This is a genomic window from Tenacibaculum mesophilum (genome assembly GCF_003867075.1).
GTDB lineage: Bacteria > Bacteroidota > Bacteroidia > Flavobacteriales > Flavobacteriaceae > Polaribacter > Polaribacter mesophilus.
In genome coordinates this window covers 3,247,582-3,267,380 of record NZ_CP032544.1, presented here as the reverse complement: position 1 = coordinate 3,267,380, position 19,799 = coordinate 3,247,582, and the positions used below count along the sequence as shown (strand labels likewise).

15 protein-coding genes are annotated in these 19,799 nt (G+C 30.4%); 1 reads left to right on the top strand and 14 read right to left on the bottom strand.

The window, feature by feature from the left end; all coding sequences use genetic code 11:
• Nucleotides 1–405: 405 nt before the first annotated feature.
• From D6200_RS14880 to D6200_RS15470, 14 genes are all read right to left on the bottom strand, one after another.
• Nucleotides 406–783: a hypothetical protein gene (locus D6200_RS14880; RefSeq protein WP_073181504.1), complete on the bottom strand. Its 378-nt coding sequence runs from the start codon at nucleotides 781–783 to the stop codon at nucleotides 406–408.
• Nucleotides 784–886: 103 nt separating this feature from the next.
• Nucleotides 887–1,165, bottom strand: coding sequence for a hypothetical protein (locus D6200_RS14875; RefSeq protein ID WP_073181506.1), 279 nt, complete (start codon nucleotides 1,163–1,165; stop codon nucleotides 887–889).
• Nucleotides 1,166–1,168: 3 nt separating this feature from the next.
• A complete protein-coding gene (locus D6200_RS14870) occupies nucleotides 1,169–1,861 on the bottom strand; it encodes a hypothetical protein (RefSeq protein ID WP_125064440.1) in 693 nt (230 codons plus the stop codon).
• Between the two features lie 132 nt (nucleotides 1,862–1,993).
• Complete coding sequence (locus D6200_RS14865; protein ID WP_073181510.1) at nucleotides 1,994–2,224, bottom strand: RHS repeat-associated core domain-containing protein; 231 nt, start codon at nucleotides 2,222–2,224, stop codon at nucleotides 1,994–1,996.
• 131 nt (nucleotides 2,225–2,355) lie between these two features.
• The gene (locus D6200_RS14860) at nucleotides 2,356–2,859 is read right to left on the bottom strand and encodes a metallophosphoesterase family protein (protein ID WP_125064438.1); all 504 of its coding nucleotides are present in this window, start codon (nucleotides 2,857–2,859) and stop codon (nucleotides 2,356–2,358) included.
• 14 nt (nucleotides 2,860–2,873) lie between these two features.
• Nucleotides 2,874–9,482, bottom strand: a complete 6,609-nt coding sequence (locus D6200_RS14855) for a polymorphic toxin type 23 domain-containing protein (protein WP_073181514.1) — start codon at nucleotides 9,480–9,482, stop codon at nucleotides 2,874–2,876.
• Nucleotides 9,483–9,494: 12 nt separating this feature from the next.
• Complete coding sequence (locus D6200_RS14850) at nucleotides 9,495–11,285, bottom strand: T9SS type A sorting domain-containing protein (RefSeq protein WP_159432106.1); 1,791 nt, start codon at nucleotides 11,283–11,285, stop codon at nucleotides 9,495–9,497.
• Nucleotides 11,286–11,544: 259 nt separating this feature from the next.
• Nucleotides 11,545–12,018: a JAB domain-containing protein gene (locus tag D6200_RS14845; protein ID WP_317125564.1), complete on the bottom strand. Its 474-nt coding sequence runs from the start codon at nucleotides 12,016–12,018 to the stop codon at nucleotides 11,545–11,547.
• Between the two features lie 1,284 nt (nucleotides 12,019–13,302).
• Nucleotides 13,303–14,220 carry a primase-helicase family protein gene (locus tag D6200_RS14840; RefSeq protein ID WP_073181519.1) on the bottom strand — a complete coding sequence of 306 codons (918 nt, stop codon included), beginning with the start codon at nucleotides 14,218–14,220 and terminating at the stop codon, nucleotides 13,303–13,305.
• A gap of 6 nt (nucleotides 14,221–14,226) precedes the next feature.
• Entirely contained in the window at nucleotides 14,227–14,547 is a 321-nt protein-coding gene (locus D6200_RS14835) for a hypothetical protein (protein WP_073181522.1), read from the bottom strand.
• A gap of 1 nt (nucleotide 14,548) precedes the next feature.
• Nucleotides 14,549–14,752, bottom strand: a complete 204-nt coding sequence (locus D6200_RS15580; RefSeq protein WP_394364718.1) for a helix-turn-helix domain-containing protein — start codon at nucleotides 14,750–14,752, stop codon at nucleotides 14,549–14,551.
• 320 nt (nucleotides 14,753–15,072) lie between these two features.
• The gene (locus D6200_RS14825; protein WP_073181523.1) at nucleotides 15,073–15,984 is read right to left on the bottom strand and encodes a hypothetical protein; all 912 of its coding nucleotides are present in this window, start codon (nucleotides 15,982–15,984) and stop codon (nucleotides 15,073–15,075) included.
• Between the two features lie 14 nt (nucleotides 15,985–15,998).
• Entirely contained in the window at nucleotides 15,999–16,367 is a 369-nt protein-coding gene (locus D6200_RS15475) for a tyrosine-type recombinase/integrase (RefSeq protein ID WP_317039776.1), read from the bottom strand.
• Between the two features lie 84 nt (nucleotides 16,368–16,451).
• Nucleotides 16,452–17,243 carry a phage integrase SAM-like domain-containing protein gene (locus tag D6200_RS15470; RefSeq protein ID WP_240627186.1) on the bottom strand — a complete coding sequence of 264 codons (792 nt, stop codon included), beginning with the start codon at nucleotides 17,241–17,243 and terminating at the stop codon, nucleotides 16,452–16,454.
• 412 nt (nucleotides 17,244–17,655) lie between these two features.
• Between D6200_RS15470 and D6200_RS14815 the strand changes: the two genes are divergently transcribed.
• Complete coding sequence (locus tag D6200_RS14815; protein WP_073181525.1) at nucleotides 17,656–19,797, top strand: S46 family peptidase; 2,142 nt, start codon at nucleotides 17,656–17,658, stop codon at nucleotides 19,795–19,797.
• Nucleotides 19,798–19,799: the final 2 nt, after the last annotated feature.

Below are 19,799 nucleotides of genomic sequence, written 5' to 3'. Positions count from 1 at the left end.
AAATATTTATTTTTCTTAAAATTAAGGTTTTATTCCGATATCCGCTTTCCCGTTCTTTTTATAGCTTTATTATAGCCCCAAAATTATCATTATAATCCTATTCTACTATGGACATTTCTCATTCCTCAAGCTTTATAATTTTATTTGTTGAATTAGAATATACTCGTTAGGCAATATTACCTCTTCGTTGTCTATGTATATTTTCCCCATAAACTTAATTTTAAGTTCATATGATTGTGAGTTTTTAATGTTTGCATATATTTATATATTTCGTTTATTTTTTTCTCATAAGTAAATGAAATAGTTTGATTTGGTTTAAGAACAGCATATTTATCTTTACTAATAATAGGTTATAACTTTATAACTATATAATTCAATTTCTTCGTATAAATTATATTTGAAGTGTTACCAACGTAACTTGAAGACTTTATCTTCTTCTAAGTCCTTAATCTTTAACGTATCTATCCTGTAAAAGGAAACATAATCTCTGTCTGTGCGGATAGTATCTCTAAAAAAACGAATACTATAATCTCCTTTTTCACTGGTTTTAAAACTAATAAAGCCTTCATCGTTTGTTCTTAGTGTATGAAATAAAATAAACCTTCTCATTGAAAAGAGAGGATTCTTAACCTTTAACACTTCAACTTTTATATTCTTCCTAGGTTGATTTTTCACTATATCAATTGCCTGAATTTTCACTTCTATTGTTTCTTGTTTTGATGAGCAGGATGTAAAAGAAATAGCTAGCAAAATAAGAACTACTATTAAGTTCTTATTTTTCATTTTTTTTTAACATTTTTTATTTCTCTAAAGAAATCATACAGAGTAAGTATAAAGTCTAAAAACATATTATTTTGTGTGTTTAATGATTGAATCTATTGAATTATTAATCACCATAACCTATTTCAACAACTAAACTATCGTTTTTATTAAAAACTATTGAGTAGTCATCTGATGCTGTGAAAGGTGAATTATAGTAGTAAACAAACAAATTAGTATCCCAATAAGCGTCTTTTATTAACTTAGGATTATTTGTCATTATTGATTTTACTCTAGTTAGATGCATATTTATTTTTACTTTCTGTAAGTCTTCAAAATTTTTTTTCTCTGACGATACGCATCCTAAGCCTATAAGTATCAATCCTAAGACTATTCTTTTTTTCATTATCTATGGTTTGTAATTTTTAAATAATACCTTATACTGTGTATCTATAAATCTTTTAAAGTCGTACGCCCAACTATTACTAGACCAAGTTCCTACGCCTCTTAACTGATAAAAATAGGCGCCTATTTTATTTGAATAATAATCTTGAGGGTCGTAAGCACTTCCCCTTGTGCTTGAATGAATATTTTGGACATGTTCTACCAAATTACCTATACTTTCACCGTATCCATATCCTACAACAACCACATGTCTCATATCCATAACATTTCCATCAATAGGATTAAGTATATATCTCCATTCTCCTATAGGTCCTAAAGGTTGTCCCTGTTTCCATCCAGCTTCTGTAGCAATACTTAACCAACTCTTATCCTTATATCTTTTCATCCATTCTTTTAAAGTGTGTTTTACTTTATTTTTATGCTTTTTTAAAGGGTCAGTTATTTTCTTTTGAATTGTATGTGCCACATGATTTAAAGAAGAACTGATAGCTCCATTTCTAAATCCATCCCAAAATTTACCTCCAGAAATAACACTTCCAACCCCACCAGATAAAGAACCTGCCCCAATAGTTCCTGCTGCTTTCCAAAAATTACTTGCAGATTTTAATGCCGCTTGTGCACCAGAAGCAACCACAGAGCCAACAGCACCAGCTGCAAAACCACTAAAATAATCTCCTCCCATTGCTGCTGACATCATGCCTCCTAAATGCCCGTATGCTACAGCTTGTACACCAACTTTTAGAATCCCTTTAAGCCCTTGAACTGCATTACCTATTATCTTAGCAAAAGCTCCTCCAATTGCTCCTGTTATAGCAGCTAAACCAGCACCTTAGAAGAAAGGTCTACCTTCTATTATATTTATTATTCCATTGGTAGCTACACTAATTAAAGCTCCAATTAAAGCTGCTATAAAAAACTCACCACTAGGATCAGTGAATTTAAGAGGGTTATTCCAAGCATACCCAAAACGATTAAAACTTTGCGTATTAAAAGGTTCTTGTATATAATTATCAGGAGAAAAAAAACGACTTAATTCTACATTCTTTTGACTATCGCTCAAGATAAACTCCTATAGGACCATTCATATATTAAAGCAATTCTTATTGTAATCTTAACTTATGTTAAAGAACGTTTTACTTAAAACACTATATACCAATACACGAAAGGATTCGTGTGGTAGCAGGGTAATTATCAATAATCAGGTTTCCAATCCAACCATTCTCTTGGAACTTTCATCTTTTTAAAATAACTAAAAAACTCATCTTTTCCATTCTTAGAATATATAACCAATGTATCATCTTTCATTCTAATTTCTGATTGAGAAAAACCTCCTCCATCTATTATAGAATATGTCATTAAAAAATATTTCTTGCCTTTTTTTATAGTAAAACCAATATCTCCTTTTTTTGGGTTAAAGGATAATTTATTTAGGTTCTTACTTCCGTAATCATTAAAACGATAACATGTACCATTTTTGTAGAAACGAAAATAATCTTTCTTAGCATTTTCACTCTTAAATAGTTCGCCATTTTTGTAATAATGAGAATCTATATATATAATATCAGTTTTTATTTCTATAGTATTAGGATTAATTCTTTTATCAATATATCTCTTGTAAAAATTCTTACTTCTCAAACCATTCGAAGAAGTTAAATAGTGATCTCCACAAGAAGATATAATAAATATAATTATCAAAATTATTATTTTTTTTACCATAATGTGTAAGGATTATATGACTGATATTGAAAATAACTAGCTGGCTGAGTATTTAATACCTTAAACCATGGTTGGTAGGAAATTTTAGTATGGGCAACTTTATTTTGAATAGCATGTCTAATACCTTCTGAATTTCTACCAAATCTAAAACCTTTATAACTAAAATAAGCAGCACCTAACCTGTATTTATCAGCATTACCGCCATTATATTGTCCACCTTTTTTATTAGCACTTAAAGTAGGATGTCCAACAACTGATTCAGTTGATGCAATCTCTCTTTTTTGCAATCCTTCTCTAGGGTCTCCAGTAAACAAATTAAACCCAATACTATAGTCTTTATAGCTTAAACTCATAGCTGCGGTTCTATACCTATCACTGTTTTCTCCTGTAAATATATTTCCCAAATAACTAAAAGGGCTACCATCATTTTCGTATCGTATATTCCACTCTGCATACCCTAGAGAAAGTCCAGCAACTCTTTGAGTAGTTTCTCCACTTTTAAAATATGTTGAATATACAGAAATATTAAACTTTCCACTGTTATAACCTATGGCATAAGAAGTTCTATACTCCCATCCTTTATGACCTGTACCATGTGCTGAACCAAAATATGTAACTCCAAAACCTGCTGACATGTTAAAATTTCCATCGTTATAAGATACACTTACATTTGCTCCCACTCCAAAAGCTTTTCCAAAAGCGATAGCAGGGCTTAGTCTTAGGTTAAAATCTCCTATAGGAACGTTAAAACCAGGTAAAAAACTTGTGGCTACGCCTACGCCTACAAGTCCTAAAAATTGTCCTGTACTTAACATTACAGGAATATTGCCTGGTGCTATGAAGCCTGCTAATGCTCCTGTTACAGCACCTCCTAATATTGCCATTCCAAAACCTCCCCAACTCCAATTTCCTGTTATCGCAGCATTGACAACATAAGAGACTGCTCCTACAGTAGCACCAATAACAGCCCCAGCTATGATAGCAGCTAAAAAGATAAACTCACCACTTTGATCAGTGAATTTAAGCGGATTATTCCAAACATACCCAAAACGATTAAAACTTTGCGTACTAAAAGGTTCTTGTATATAATTATCAGGAGACAAAAAACGACCTAACTTTGCATCATACATACGCCCATTCATATGTATTAAAGCCACTCCCATAAAGTGTTCATGCCCTGTATAGCCTCTATTTAGTAGAGTTGTATCGTGTTCATAATCAATTTCACTATTTAAACTCTTAAATTTATCTACTTCTCCCCATGCACCAAATTGACGTTGTTCTTGTACTGTTCCATCACTCTTAGTTATAGCCAGAACACTACTTAAATAATCTCTATGCAAATAGTGATAGCCATTAGCGCTACCCGAAGCTGTTTGTTTTACATACATTAGGGGTGCTGAATAGGCATCTCCACCTATATAGGTAATAATTTTTGTGTTTCCTTGCTTATCTACTTCTATTTCAACAGGACTTATTGCTGAATAATGTTTTTGATACCTACGATCTAATTTATTAGTTTCATTACCTCCGTAATAGGCATGACTTCTATTTTGTAATAAACCATATTCAAAATCTACTTTGGCTTTATCCTTTACTGAAATTGATATAGGCTTTTTATAAGCATTGTATTTAATTTTTTGTAAAGGGTGGTTTTGATAATATAAATCTCCTTGAGTATTTAAGTCTACTTCTTGTAAACGATACGAAGTAGTACTGCCATAATTATACGTTCCTATTGTTGAATTGGAAGTAATACGACCTCGACCATCGTATTCTTGTGCTCTACTTACCGAACCAGAAATATTGGTTAAACGATCTAAGTTATCATAACTAAAGTTTTCATTCCAGCCTAAATTATTGTTCTTTCTACTGTTTAAATTCCCTCGAACTGTATTGAAGCTATAATCAAGATGTAAGGCTTTTTTTGATGCATCAGAAGTTTGGTCTAACATTTTTGTCAAAAAACCATATTGGTCATAGGTTCTTTTCTTAATCATGCCATTACCTAATAGCATCTCTTTGGCTTGTCCTCTTTCATTTACTTCTTTAATTTTCCACAGGGTAGTATTCGCATTAAAGTCTTGTATTTCTGTTAAAACACCCGAGTTAGCATCATGCACATTTTTAACCTTAACCGTACTACTTACATTATTTCCTGTATTTTTACTAACATAAGTTTCTGTATTTACTCTACCATAGGCATCTCTTGTTACTTTATGTTCAAAGTAAGCTTTGCCATTTTGCTCCTTAGTAATATAAGGTCTTTTCTGACTATCATATACATAGGTATAGGTATAATTCTCATTAGTACGAGCATTATTCCCTTGAATAGAAGTTAATAATTTAGTGGTTGAATTATAAGTGTAACTCAAATTCATATTTGTTTCTTCTCCACTAATTTTTTTAGTTGCTATTTTGCCATAAGCATCATAGGTGTATGTTGTTGCCCCTTTAGGCGTAGTCTCTTCTAGTACTTCTCCTAAATTATTGTAACGATAGGTATAGACACCAGCTGAAGGGTCTATTAGTTTTGTTTTCCTTCCCCAACCATCTATTTCAGTACTTACTACATGGCTACCATAATTCGTAGATTTCATGACTCCATTACCATAATAAGTATAGGTAATAGTTCCACCAGGGTCTTCCATTTTTATGATGTTACCACTACCATCTTTCGTAGTTTTTACAGTTTTAGTTCCATCATCAACTGTAGTTCTTAAACCACTATAACTAATGTTAGCTACTAAACCGTTGAAACTAGTTCTAGCTATTGCTCGACCATAATTATCATAAGAAGTAGTATTCCATTGACTTGGAAAACTAAAATAAGGTTCACTTTCCTTTATAACTCTTCCAACAACATCATATTGCACACTTTTGTATGTCCACTTATTATTAAGACCTAACATACCACTTTTGGTAACCCAACCCAAAGCATTATACTCTTCAATCTCATCAGCTCCTTGCGGATAGTTGGTTGTTTTTTTCAAACCACCTCCACTTAGTTTGGTATAAGAAAAAGTTGTTGTTTTTCCAAGGTAATTTTTTTCTGAAATTAAACGATTCCAGCCATCATAGGTAAATGTAGTAATTTGATTATACGGGTTGGTTGTCGTTAATGGATTGCCAAAAGCATCATAAGTAAATTTAGTTTTCAATCCCTCAATATCAGAAGATTCAATTAAAAACCGACCACTAGTATCGTACTTGAAATTTTCTATTCTTGCTGATAAACCACTTGGTATTAGCTTTTTTTGAGTCACATTACCAAAAGCATCATAGGTGAAAGACTCTGTATTCCAAGAAGTTCCATTTCCCTTTACTTTTTGTTGCGTTAAAAGGTTGTTACTGTATGTATATTGTTCTTCGGTTGCAAAAGCATTTCCTCCAATAGTATTTGTTTCTGCTTTTTTGGTAAGTCTACCAACATGATAGTATTCATTACTTACAGAAATATTATTACTGTATGTGTATGTAATACTTTCACTACCTCCACTATAGGTTGTATACTCTGTTAAAGGGTTTTTATAAGAGTCATAGGTAAGTGTTTTAGTAGTAGTTATACCAGTTAAAGCACTATGTTGTACTATTTTTGTAGGAGTTATGGTAAATATTTTATTGCTTGCTAAACTTGAATTATAGGTGTTTGTTGTTTTAGACATGTAATTACTTCCTTCATTGTAGGAAGTAGTAACCCATTGTTCAGTAAGTGCCCCTTTTTTTAAAGGGTCATATTTTGAAATTGTCCATAACGTACTTACACCATTTCCATACCAATTACTCCGTTTGGTCTTTAAAAAACCTTGAAATCCTATATCGACGTTAGAAACTGCACCTTCGTATCTAAAGTCTTGATAACGTTTTATTCCCGCTCCTTCTTCTGTCAACTTTTTTACCAGTTGAAAAGAGGGAGATTTGTTCACATTTATATAAGGATAAACTTGATTATAGTCCTCAGTATATATTACTGGGCCAAAATCATTTTCTGGCATCCCTAGGCGCTCATACTCTACAGTTGTTTTAACTCCATTGTTTGTAGCGCTTTTCAATAAAACATCTTTTCTATGGTCTTTCGCAAACTCATACATAAAGATATTATTCACACTTACATATCCATACTCTAAGTTCCCATTAGTACGATTAGATTCTAAAAAAATAGGAAAACCACGCTTTCCAACTTTTCCACTAGTATCAGTGTATCCTGTTTCATAAGAAAAAGTTGGGGTTGTACTTGAAGTACTTTGATTGTTTTTATATATGCTTATATACTCTACAGATCTATCGTATGCTGAATATGGTGCAATGGTATTATGCATGATTAAATCTGTCTTCCCATCTCCATTTACATCTTGTGCAGTATATCGATATTCATAATATGGATTTTTAATATAAACACCACTTTTTGTTACAGAACCAGGTATTAATTCATCTTGATAATAAGCTAAAGGTAGTGTCTTGGTTTCTTTATGAAATGTTTTTCCTTTGGATATGAAGTATTTCCAATTCTTAGACTTTTTCCCTGTAGCTATTAAAAAATCTGTTTTTCCGTCTCCGTTATAATCCCCTAAAAGAACTGGAATTAGATAGTTGCCATCTCTTAATTTTATTCCTGAATCTGTTTCTTCCCTAAGTAATGTTAAATTATTATTTGTATCTAACGTATAAATGTAAACTTTTCCTTCTTGAAAATGATATATATCTTGTTTTCCATCTCCATTATGATCTCCTACCTCAATTCTGTCTTTAGATCCAATCCCTTTTCTTAAATACCCTGAATATTTTGCAAAATTTGAAGTTTTTGTTCTATCTAAATCAATAAAATGAGTCCTTGCATTATATTGATTCTGTGTATAAGAATTACAATCACAACATTCCTCAATAGGTAGTCGTGCTAATTTGTCTTCGGCTTTGTTGCTTTCTTCTTTTTTTAACTCTATAGGCTCTAATCCACCACCTCCATTACAGTCTCTTGGATAACAAGATCTAGACGTATATTGTTTTTCAATAGCAATAACATCTGTTAAGCCATCTCCATTAAAATCTCCTGAAATATACTTTCTAGGTATAGTCCTATAGCTTGAACTTCCACAATAATTATCTGTTTTATATTTAGGAGTGCTCCAAACTTTATCATACTGATGAACTGGTCCATAGGCTGCCATAGCAAAGGTTCTAAAACGAATAGAACTAGATGACGAACTTAAGTTAGAAGTCTCCTTTGTTGTTGTTATAGCTTGTTGGCTTAAAATTTTATTATTATGAGATAATATAGAGGAAGAAAAAACTTCTGAAAAACCTCCTGTATTTATTTCGTAAGCAAGGCTAAGTTGATTCTCGTACAACCTACTATGGACGTATATTTTATCTTTAGCATTTTCTTTATAAAAAACAACATCTGTTCTACCATCTCCATCATAATCTCCAGCTATTAAACTACTTGTTTTAAAATCAAACCCTGGGTACAGATCTCCTGAAACAACCCTATCTTTAATCCATGCTGAAGAAGTATCATATCCAAAAGTAATAGGACTTAGTGCTTTATTATCTTTATTATACTCTTTGACTGAAGTTAGGCGTTGATACCCTAATGAAGTAGTACCATGCGTTAAATTATATTTCCTATATTGAGAACTACCAGAAGTTACTTGAATACTTTTTAATAAATTGGTTCTTTTAAATTGATATTCACCAACATAAACACTTTCTGGTCTAGTTCTGGTAGTGTATGTGAAGTTTATTTGGTTCTTTGATGATGTCGCGCCAACTCTCCCTCCATACTTAATTGTTTTTATACTTAATAATCCATTATCCGATTGGTAATTATAGTCAATATAATTTCCTTGTGGGTCTCGCCAACTAAAAATAGCCCATTCTAATCTACTTCTCGAATTTCCTGAACTCCCATACCAAGCTCTCGTGCCATTAGGATAATAGACTATAAAATATGAAGGACCATATGAAGCTCCGTAAGGAGAGGTTCCATGAGCAACTACTTTAATATTTGAGTAATTTTCTGTTTGATATATAGAGCCATTTGCTCCATATGTACCTGATTTTAAAATTAATCGTTGTCCATCAATGGAAAAACGATCGTCATTATAGTCTATTCCATCATGTTTATTATCATAATATTTCGTTGCAGGTATTCGGCTAATTGTAGACAGCCCTGAAATATTCCATCCCCAACCTGCTAAACCATTTGCTCCTTGACTTGAATAGCTAATAGCAATGTTAGGGGCTACATTCTTAATACTCGGAGGTATCATAATAGGTATTGAATAACTTGCACCACCTGTTAAGGAAACTGATAAACTACCTGCGGTACTTCCTGCTTCTGTTGTGGTTACTGGGTCAATTGGACCTGGATCAACACATTCTCCTGTGTTAGGATCCACAAGGCAAGGTTCAACGGGTGTTCTAGCAGCAACATTGCTCGAATTTCTAGCTTCATTAAATGTTTTTTCTGTCTTTAATTTTATTTTCTTGTACTTTATCTTAACAGAAGAATTACCCCCTACTACATTAGGGTCTTGTGCATTAGAAAATTGTATTCCTACAAACAATAAAAATAAAACACAAGTGTATAAATTTCTTTTCATCTTCTTGAACTTTTACTTTTTAACAATTTTTTTTGTAATACTTTTTCCTTTATTCAAATGAATATGAACAAAATACATTCCTACTGCCATAGTACTCATATCTAATTGAATGCTATTACTTGTTACTTTAATGTTTTTTAATAAAACTGAATTTGAATTGTATAGTTTTATAGAGTGTAGATTATTTAACAAATCATCACTTAAATTGAGAATGGTATAATCTGATGTTGGATTCGGGTAAATATGTACGTCATTATTGAAAACCTCTTTCTCCTTTTCTACATCTTCCTTTTCTTCTTTCTCATCATCATTACTCACAATTATTGAAGAAGGAGTTTCATCCTCTTCTTTTACTTTTTTAGCAGCTGGAGGCGAACAATATGAAGGGTCCCCACAATAAAAAGTTTGTGTTTGATTTCCAGCTACATCATAAGATACAATTAATTTCGATTCATTGTTTATTCTTAATAAATCTTCGATTGTTGGTTCATTACCTGTTATTCTATCTATTCTAGGGGCATAAAAATATTGTCTATCTAGTATATTTGTATCATAATACAAATATGAACGGTGTCTTAAAGCTGTTACTGTATTTTTAAGCTTATAATCAGTTATTGTTCTTATTTTTTCTCCTGTAGTACCGTCATAAATACCACCTGTATTTGTTGTTCCTGTATGACTACTTTTATGAACGTAGCCTACAATTAAATACCATCTATTTAATTTAGGTAAATCACCAGACCAGAAATAAGGGTTTTTATTATATGTCCCATCAAGTTTTAAAGAACCTTCATTATTGGCGTAAAAACCTAAATAAGTTGACCCATAATTAGAATTTGTTTTTTTTATCCATACACTAAAACGATAAGACACATCATCTGATGCATTAATCCATCCAGTACTCCAACCACCATCAGCATCGCTAGCCGATCCAGGAACAGCTTTCCATAATACAACTTCTTCTCCTACATGATTTTTTCCTAACTCTCTTACATTTTCATTTTCAGCTCCATTTCTAGTAAACCCTGAAGTACTACCTGTTCCTACAGCCCACTTAGAATAATCTAACATATTTGATGGATCATTACTTTTATTTAATCCTAACAGTTCTTGAATAGATGGTTCATTTCCATCTACTAACTCCATTCTTGGTGCGTAGAAATACTGACTATCAGAGGTGTTTGTGTCATAAAATAAATATGTTCGATGCCTTAACTTTGTTGTAGAGGAAGAAAATTTATAATCAGTAATATTCACAACTTTATTTCCTGTGAGAGGATCATAAATTCCACCGTAGTTTAAACCTGAATTATAATTGCTTCCATGAACATACCCTACTAACATATACCATTTATTGAGTTGGGGTAAATCTCCTGCCCAAAAATAAGGATTCTGCCTTATGTCTCCATTTAACTTTAAAATGGTATAATTTTGTAGACTCATATCTGAGCTACTTTGCCACTCTTGACAACCAAAATAACTACTCCCATCATTTGAGTTTGTCTTTTTTAACCAAACAACTAAGCGATAGGTTTTTGTATGATCTATGTTTGAATAAGAAGAGTTCCAGCCACCGTCAGCATTACTAGAAGCATCAGGGGTAGCTTTCCATAGTAATACACTTGCTCCTTCAGGTCCAATTCCATATTCTCTACTATTTTCTGAAGTAGTACCATTCTGACTAAAACCTGATACAGAACCTGTACCAACTGTCCACGAACTAGTATTCAGTAAGTTTTGAGAATTTGCAGTAAAAAAAGTTATACAACAGAGTATAACCACATAAGGTAGTCTTGTTTTCATAGAATTTTTTTTAAAAAAATCGTATAAATGTAATATTATTTTCAAAAAAAACAAATTTATTTTCATGATAAACAGCAACTTACTAACAAGACACACTATAAAGGTATTCGTAATCATGAAAAACAAAGAGGTTCATACTTTTAGCTACATCTACTATTTCAAACCAAATAGAGATGTTTTTAACGTTACAGTAAAGGAAGGTATATTAAATTGTAGTATAACTCTTAAAAGATAATTTTTAACTCATTGAAGTAATTTGTTATTTATTTTTAACACGCAACTTCTCCACCTCTTCGATAGTAAGACCTGTGGAGTCTGCAATGGTACCTGTATCAATACCTTTCCTTTTCAAGTTTTTAGCTATTTCTATTTTTTCATTACGTTTAGCAATTTCAGCAGCCTCTTTTTTAAGACGTTGCTCTAGTACATATTTAGGTACGTATTTAGTACTTTTCTCTAACTCTTGTAAAAGACCAGTATTAGCAAAACTCAAATAACTTTTATCAGAAATAATTAAATGATCTATTACATGTGTATTTACTATAATACCTACTTGTATCAACCTATCTGTTAGGTTTTTGTCATTTTCTGACGGAGTTAACTCACCGCTTGGGTGGTTATGACATAACATTATTTTTACAGCTCTTTTTTGCAATGCAAGACTAAAAACTTCCATAGGTTCTACCAAAGTAGCATTGATAGTACCTAAGCTTATTAACTCAATAAAAAGAATACGGTTGTTGTTTTCTAGCCCTATAACCCAAAAGTGTTCACGGTTTTGGTCTATCTTACTTTCACGAAGTAATATTTTTTTGCATTATTCCGTAAATATCATCGGAATTTAAGATTTTTATCTTTTCTTGTTCTGTCAATTTTATATCCATAAAAACAAAAATAAGATTTTATTTTGTTTCTTTTTACTGTAAATTATACTCATTAATTATTGTGTATAATAGTGCCATTCTTATCACAATAATTAGTTATTGTTATTTTTTCTCTTAGGATTGCATCATTTTATTTATACTCTTACGTGGAGCATATTAATATCATTTATCATAGAAACTATTCCGTAAGTTGGTTTACATATGTAAAGAATATAACTTTTATGTTTTCTTGCGCTTTTTGCGTGTATGCTCTTTTGTGTTGCTCTAAAAATCATCAAAAGTATAGCTAATACCATTTAAAAAACTATAAACAAACACATTACATATGTTTTAAAAACATAATTTACAATTTTGCGTTTATCGTTGCTCTTTTTGCTTAATCCTGAAATACATTTACCGCATTATTTAATTCTTCCTTTTTTTGAGGTTTCCTCATTGATTGGTTTTCTCTTGCTTTTAAAACTCTGTTTTAATTATTATGATGTATCATAACAGTTAATGCAATAGTAAGTCAGTTTGTACATAGGTGTATAGTTCCTGTAGCATAATTATCCTTTTTATATTTCTTGGTAGCCGTTGTAATTTTCTTTTGACAGATGACTTTGCACTTTCTTGCGTTTTTTATTCAATTTGCGCAATTAACGCAAAACGTAATAATTAACTTAATTAAGAAAGAAACTAATAATTAAATTTTTGTTGCTGTGTTGAACAATAACTATAACCCTATATAAAAGAAGGGTTACAGATTCAACAAAAAATCAACAGTTGGTCAACATGCATTTTTTGCGTTTTGTGTTGACTAACTGTTGAACTCTTGTTTACCTCTGAATGTTGCTATTTTACTCACGAATGAGTTACTTTGTCAACAGTCAACGAGCTGTCTATGAAATCACTTTTTAAAAACTCATAGTACCTCTCTTTTTTTATTTCAAAATCAGCTATTGTTTTTTGTGAAGTATTTAGAGTAAAATAGAATTTTTTATAACTTCCATTAAAAGGTTCTAACTTATAATCATTTTTCAAGCTTTTTGATATTTTTGACCGAGTGGTTCTTAATCCTTTACTTAACTTTTCAAATAAATCTGTTGCGGTGTAACGCAAAACATCAACTTCAAACGCAATGAAATCATCTGTTATAATTTCTTTATTTCCTGACTTAAATATGTTTTGTTTCCTTTTACAACTTTATCTAACGCAGGCGTATAAATCTGTTGTTTTGTAAACCACATTCTTGTTTTTCTTTCTGAAACAATTTTTCGTTTATTCAAGAAATGCAAAAAATGAGGAATTTCTTTTTTTAACTTCTCCAACATATCTACATCTTCAACTTGAAAAGAGTTTACTTTAATTACCCAATAGCGAATTTCGTTTTCATCTATTTGAATAAAATTTTCTTCATTATTAGAACACAATATAAACTTACCAAAGAAATTGGTTTCTAATTTGTCTTTTCCTTTAGATTCAATTTTATACGTGCCCGCAGTAGAAAGGTTTTTAATTCGCTCACTATCTTCTCTTCTATCTAAAAGAACTTCATCGACTGAAATAATTAGTTTAGATGCCCAGTCGCTATTAAATCGACTTCTAAAATCCTCATTTTTATTAATAGTCATATTACCTTGAAATATAAGTTTCAACCATTTTAAAAATGAAGTTTTCCCTGTGTTCCGAGAATTGCTAACCAAACATAAAACAGGTAAAATTTGCGTTGGAATTTGCCATAATAATGTAAGATAATCTAAACCTAACTCATATTGTTCTCCAAAAATATGTTTCAAAAACTCCTTTGTTTTATCAAACTTACCTTCCTCTAAATTATATTCTAACTTTTCATATTGATTATAAAAAGAATTTATCTCTTGTTTATAATTTTGATGATCTGGGATAGTAATAAAGCCATCATACTTCTTGATTGATTGCAAAAAGTCTTTGCCTTTATCTGTAATTATTTCACCTTTTGACCATTTAAACAATGTTCTATTTACGTCTCCACAATAAAGCGGTACACTACAGATCTTGTAATAATCTGTACCTATTCTAACATAATCCATAACAACCTATAGTTTAAAGTTTAGCACTACTCTATTAGGACTTACATCATGTTTCCAGTCGAAAAAAATATTTGCTCCCGTTAATGACTTATCTTTTTTAAAATTAGAGTCAATTTCTTGTTCTAAAAGTTGCCATTTAAACCTCGGATTATTTCCTATCAAACCTTTAATCTTATCTATTTCATTAGTATAAAATTCTAAATGTTTACTTAACAGAAAATCTGATACTCTGTTGACTTTCAATTTGTACATTTCTGACTGAAGATTATCAGCTATAAGAATCAAATTATTATTAAAGAACTCACTTTGCATATTAAAATCTTCCATACTATCTACGATATTTCAAAGATTTAACCTCCTTTAATGTATTCTCCAAAGCTTCAAGGTTTATAACAATTCTTCTTCCTATTTTTGAGGCATCAATCACTCCTTTTTTAATGTAGTTTCTTATCGTAAGTTCTGTAACGTTTAACCTTTTTGCTGCTTCTTTAACCGTTACATTTTCTTTTTTTGGATTTAACTTACTGTTGATTAAATCTTCTAATGGATTGATTCTTGTTGATACTGCTGTATCAATTAAACCTATAAGTTCTTCTGGTGTTGTTACTATTATATTTTTCAGAATATGTTTTTTTATTTTAATTAATATTTAAAAACATACCATATTCAGTAATTACTAATATCCATGGATTGAATATTTATGTTTTATTACCGCAAAGATTATTGGTTTAATGGTAAAATTAAAGAAGATAGAGTAAGCTCGGGGGGAAGCTTGGAGCAAAACAACAAATTAAATTTCAACAACTTAAACAATATTTAATTAATAAAATCAGTAACTTTTGGAGTAAAAAATTATATTTTTGAAAGCTGATTGTGTAAATATTGTGAGAATACTTTCAGTTCATAGGCTTCACATTTATCTATTAAAATATTTAATTTATTTCTCTTTTCTTTCTTCGAGACACTATAGTAATCATACCCTTTATGATATTTTTCATAAACAGTATCTTTAACTTTTTCGAGTCTTTTATCTGTAAATACCCCACAAGAAATTTTTAAAATTAGAGTTAATTCATAAACTGATAACTTCTTTTCTTGTGATCTTTCATGTTTAAACAAATAATGTATTAAAATAAATTTTTCCTCTTCGGTAAAAGGATTTTCATGTTTTTCTTTATTCAAGTTAACATTCTTTGTTTCTGCTTTTTTATCAACTTCTTGTAAAGTAAAGTTTTCTTTATTTTTATTTTCAGAAGTTTCTAAATGCTTTTTACTTATAGTCAATACATTTAAATCATCTTTAATATACTTTATATTAAAAAATTCATTTGCTTTTTCTTCATCTAATAAAGAATAAAAAAGCTTTCTGTTTTCGTTCAAAAAGCTTCTATAACTATGAAGAGTTAAGGACTTTGAAAAACACTGAATGAAATGACTAAAGTTTTTATACTGAGAACACTTTCCATTACTTAAAAAATATTGATACACATCTCTGTTTATTATATTTTCTACTCTATTAAATTTATACTCTTTACCATACATATAACCTAAGGATATACCAGTTAAAGATGATTCCTTCATACCTATATTATCCTTTTCTTTAAGATTATTAACCCTTCTTTGAATTTCGCTGTTATACTTAGAGTATAAATCATTTGCCATTTCAGGAGATCCATAGTCTTTTTCAATTCTTTCTGTAATAACTTTTTTAAAAGCAGAAAGTTCTTCATTGTATAGTTTTATAAACTCTTTTCCGTAATTCATTTTTTACTATTCTTTTAAAATTTTATATCAAAAGTTTCATTTACAGCATCTTTAACATCTTCATTTGAAACTTGGTAATATTGATTTAGTGTTTTCATATCATTATGTCCAGAAATTTCCGCTATTAGTTTATCACTCTTACCATTTCTTTTCATCATAGTAATAAAGGTTCTTCTAGCTGTATGAGAGCTTATCCTTTTATAAAATGGCTTTTCTTCTCGAAGTATTTCTTTACCTCTTGTAGATGTTTTTATAACATTATGTGTATATCCAGCTTTTTCAAAAACTTCTTTTACATAGTCATTAAATTTTTGATTACCTATTAGAGGTAAGGTATAATCATACTTGTTTAAAATATGTAAAGCGATATTGCTAAGTGGTATTTCTCTGCTTTTTTACCAGAGCCTTTTTCTTCTTTAAGTAATAGTATTTTACCGTTTATGGTATTTTTTGAAACAAACTTTAACTCACCAAAGCGCATTCCTGTTACACATGAAAAAAATAAATATGTCTTTAACTCGTTCTAATTTTTTAGACGGCATTTCCTTTTTTAATAGAAGTTGTAGATCTTCTTTTCTTAACGCAATTTGATTGGTTATTACTTTTGGTTTCTTTTTAAATTTTATAAAATCTGCCTTATAGGTATGACCATTTTTTAAAGCCCAGTAAAGAAATGTTTTAACCAATCCAACATTTCTAGTAAAAGTATTATTGATATGCCCTCTATGAACCATGCAAAAATCTGTAAACTCAGTATAAAACTTTTGATTTATGGTATTAAAAGTGATTTTATAGTTTTTTGTTTTTTCAAAATCTTCAAGTAGTGATTTAATATTATAATATCTCTTAATAGTAGCTTTAGACCATTCTTGATTTTTTTGCTTGAATAACATAAACTCATCATAAGCTTCATAAAACTTATTTTTTCCTTTAGCTACTCTTTTGAATTCCTTGTCAAATTCTTTTCTTACTTTTTCAACAGTTAATTCTTGATTTGTGTTTTTAAAAGTTTCAGTTACTTGTATAAAAAAGTTAGAATATCGATCAAGTTTCCTTTTTATTGTTCGATGAGAATTTGCTTTTGAAGTTCTTCCTGTAAGATTATTTGGCTGTCTGTTTTTTATATCCCATTCTTTTGGATGGATAAATTCTCCTGTTGAGTATACAAATCTTTTACCCTCATTTTTAAAATAGGCTTTCAAATAAATAAGTGTTAATCCATCTTTACTTTTTTCTTTTAGATTGAATGTATATGTCATAGCTATCAGGTGTCAATTTAGGTGTCAATTTAGGTAGTATTTAACATCTATTTCAGCATAAAAAGAAATATAAAAATTTTACAAATTCAGTATTAATAGTAGTTATAGCGTGGGTTAAGGTGTAATAAGGCAAAAGAAGGTCTATTCTCGGCGTCTCCATAACAATCCCTTACAAGTCTGGTTTTGTAAGGGATTTTTTTATTATAAAGCTCATTTCTACGCTATCTATTATGCTAAAATTAACATGCGTATCCTTATATTTTTTTAACGTTTACTTCCTTATACAAAATAAATTATTGAGTATTTTTACAAGCTGATTCTTTAATTGATTAAAGAACTTAATGTTTTTTAAAAGGAGATATTCTAAACTAAAAAACAAAATCAACCTAATTTTTATTATTCAAATTATATTATGAAAAAAACAAGTCTTTTTTTAATTGCTTTTTTAATCTTACTACCTGCTTCATTGTTCGCTAATGAAGGAATGTGGTTTTTAATGCATATTAAGCGTTTAAACGAACGTGATATGCAAAAAATGGGACTTCAACTAACCGCTGAAGAAATTTACAGTATCAACAATCAAAGTCTCAAAGACGCTATCGTTCAATTTAACGGTGGGTGTACAGCTAGTATTATTTCTGATAATGGATTAGTACTTACAAATCACCACTGTGGTTATGACGCCATTGCAGAATTATCTTCTGAAGAGCAAAATCACCTTAAAAATGGGTACTGGGCTAAAACATTAAAAGACGAGCTTAAACCAGAAAGTCTTTTTGTAAGATTCTTTGTGAGAATGGATGACGTTTCTAAACGTATTTTATCTAAAGTAAACGATTCTATGACAGAAAAAGAACGTGAAGCTGCTATTAACAAAGAAATTGCAAAAATAGAACAAGAAAATAATGAAGGTGGTAAATATACTGTTTCTGTACGTTCTTTTTTCCAAGGAAATGAATATTACTATTTTGTATATGAAGATTATAAAGATGTACGATTAGTAGGTACACCTTCTGATAAAGTTGGTAAATACGGTGGAGACACTGATAACTGGGAATGGCCACGTCACACAGGAGACTTTTCTTTATTTAGAGTATATGCAGATGCAGAAGGAAACCCTGCAGAGTATTCTGAAAACAACGTGCCATTGAAAGCAAAATATCACTTACCTGTTAACATTAAAGGGGTAAAAGAAAATGATTTTGCTATGATTTTAGGATACCCTGGTAGAACAAACCGTTGGATGCCTGCAGAAGGAATCGAACAAAACGTAAATTACGCATATCCTGCTTGGGTAGAAGGATCTAAACTTAGCATGGATGTAATGAAAAAATACATGGATAAAGATGCATCTATCAATTTAATGTATGCATCTCAATATGCTAGAATTGCCAACTATTGGAAAAACAGACAAGGTATGATTGATGCTTTAACAGCTCATAAAACTACCGAGGCTAAACGTAACGTAGAAAAGAAATTTGACAAATGGGCTAACAAAAAGTCTAACAAAGCAATTTACGGAGATGTTGTTACTAACATCAATAATTACTACAACTTAACCAACAACAAAGCAAAGCATGATAATTACTTAATGTTATTATTACGTTCTAGTAAATTTGCAGTTTTACCATATCAAATAGGTAAAGGATTTGAGTCTTATATTAATGCTAATGAAGCTGCTCGTAAGAATTTAATGCCTCGATTGAATGCTTTTATAGAAAGTAACTACACAAATTATCATTTACCTTTAGAAAAAGAAATTTTAACTGAGCAACTAAAGTTATATTCAGCTAAAGCAAATTACGAATTACCAGAGATTGTAGCTAAAATTGCTAAGAATGGTAATTTTAACGACTACGTAAATTCTATTTTTGAATTAAGTATTTTTACATCTAAAGAGCGTGCTACGGCTTTCTTAAAATATCCTAATAAAGAATTGTTAGCTAACGATCCTTTATATATCTTATCTTCTCAATTACTAGATAAGTATAGAGAGCAACCTGAAAACTTAGTACAACCATTAAACGATTATCAAAAATCATTTAGACTATTAGTAGATGGTTTACGTAAGTCTGGTCTAAGCAACATTAAATATCCAGATGCTAACTCTACTTTACGTTTAACTTACGGAAAAGTAAGAGCTTTACCTAAAGATTCTAGAAACGACGCTAGCATTAACAACTACACAACGTTAAAAGGAATGGTTAAAAAATATAAGCCAAACGATAGCGAGTTTGATTTATCTAAAGATATGTTAGATATCTATGAGAAAAAAGATTACGGAAGATATGCTAACAGTAAAGGTGAATTACCTTTAAACTTCTTATCTGATAATGATATTACCGGTGGAAACTCTGGTTCTCCAGTATTAAACGGAAAAGGTGAATTAATCGGGCTAGCATTTGATGGTAATATTGAAGCGATGGCTGGTGATGTTATTTTTGACAAAAACCTACAACGAACTATTAATGTAGACATTAGATATGTACTTTGGTTAATTGATAAGTATGCTGGTGCTAAACGTATTGTAGATGAACTTACTATTGTGAAATAAAG

What these genes read in the sequence shown, in the direction of transcription:
- D6200_RS14815 (WP_073181525.1), top strand. Translation starts at nt 17,656, where the DNA reads ATGAAAAAAACAAGTCTTTTTTTAATTGCTTTTTTAATCTTACTACCT.
- D6200_RS14850 (WP_159432106.1), bottom strand. Translation starts at nt 11,285, where the DNA reads ATGAAAACAAGACTACCTTATGTGGTTATACTCTGTTGTATAACTTTT.
- D6200_RS14875 (WP_073181506.1), bottom strand. Translation starts at nt 1,165, where the DNA reads ATGAAAAAAAGAATAGTCTTAGGATTGATACTTATAGGCTTAGGATGC.
- D6200_RS14870 (WP_125064440.1), bottom strand. Translation starts at nt 1,861, where the DNA reads ATGATGTCAGCAGCAATGGGAGGAGATTATTTTAGTGGTTTTGCAGCT.
- D6200_RS14825 (WP_073181523.1), bottom strand. Translation starts at nt 15,984, where the DNA reads ATGAATTACGGAAAAGAGTTTATAAAACTATACAATGAAGAACTTTCT.
- D6200_RS14880 (WP_073181504.1), bottom strand. Translation starts at nt 783, where the DNA reads ATGAAAAATAAGAACTTAATAGTAGTTCTTATTTTGCTAGCTATTTCT.
- D6200_RS14840 (WP_073181519.1), bottom strand. Translation starts at nt 14,220, where the DNA reads ATGGATTATGTTAGAATAGGTACAGATTATTACAAGATCTGTAGTGTA.
- D6200_RS14835 (WP_073181522.1), bottom strand. Translation starts at nt 14,547, where the DNA reads ATGGAAGATTTTAATATGCAAAGTGAGTTCTTTAATAATAATTTGATT.
- D6200_RS15470 (WP_240627186.1), bottom strand. Translation starts at nt 17,243, where the DNA reads ATGACATATACATTCAATCTAAAAGAAAAAAGTAAAGATGGATTAACA.
- D6200_RS14855 (WP_073181514.1), bottom strand. Translation starts at nt 9,482, where the DNA reads ATGAAAAGAAATTTATACACTTGTGTTTTATTTTTATTGTTTGTAGGA.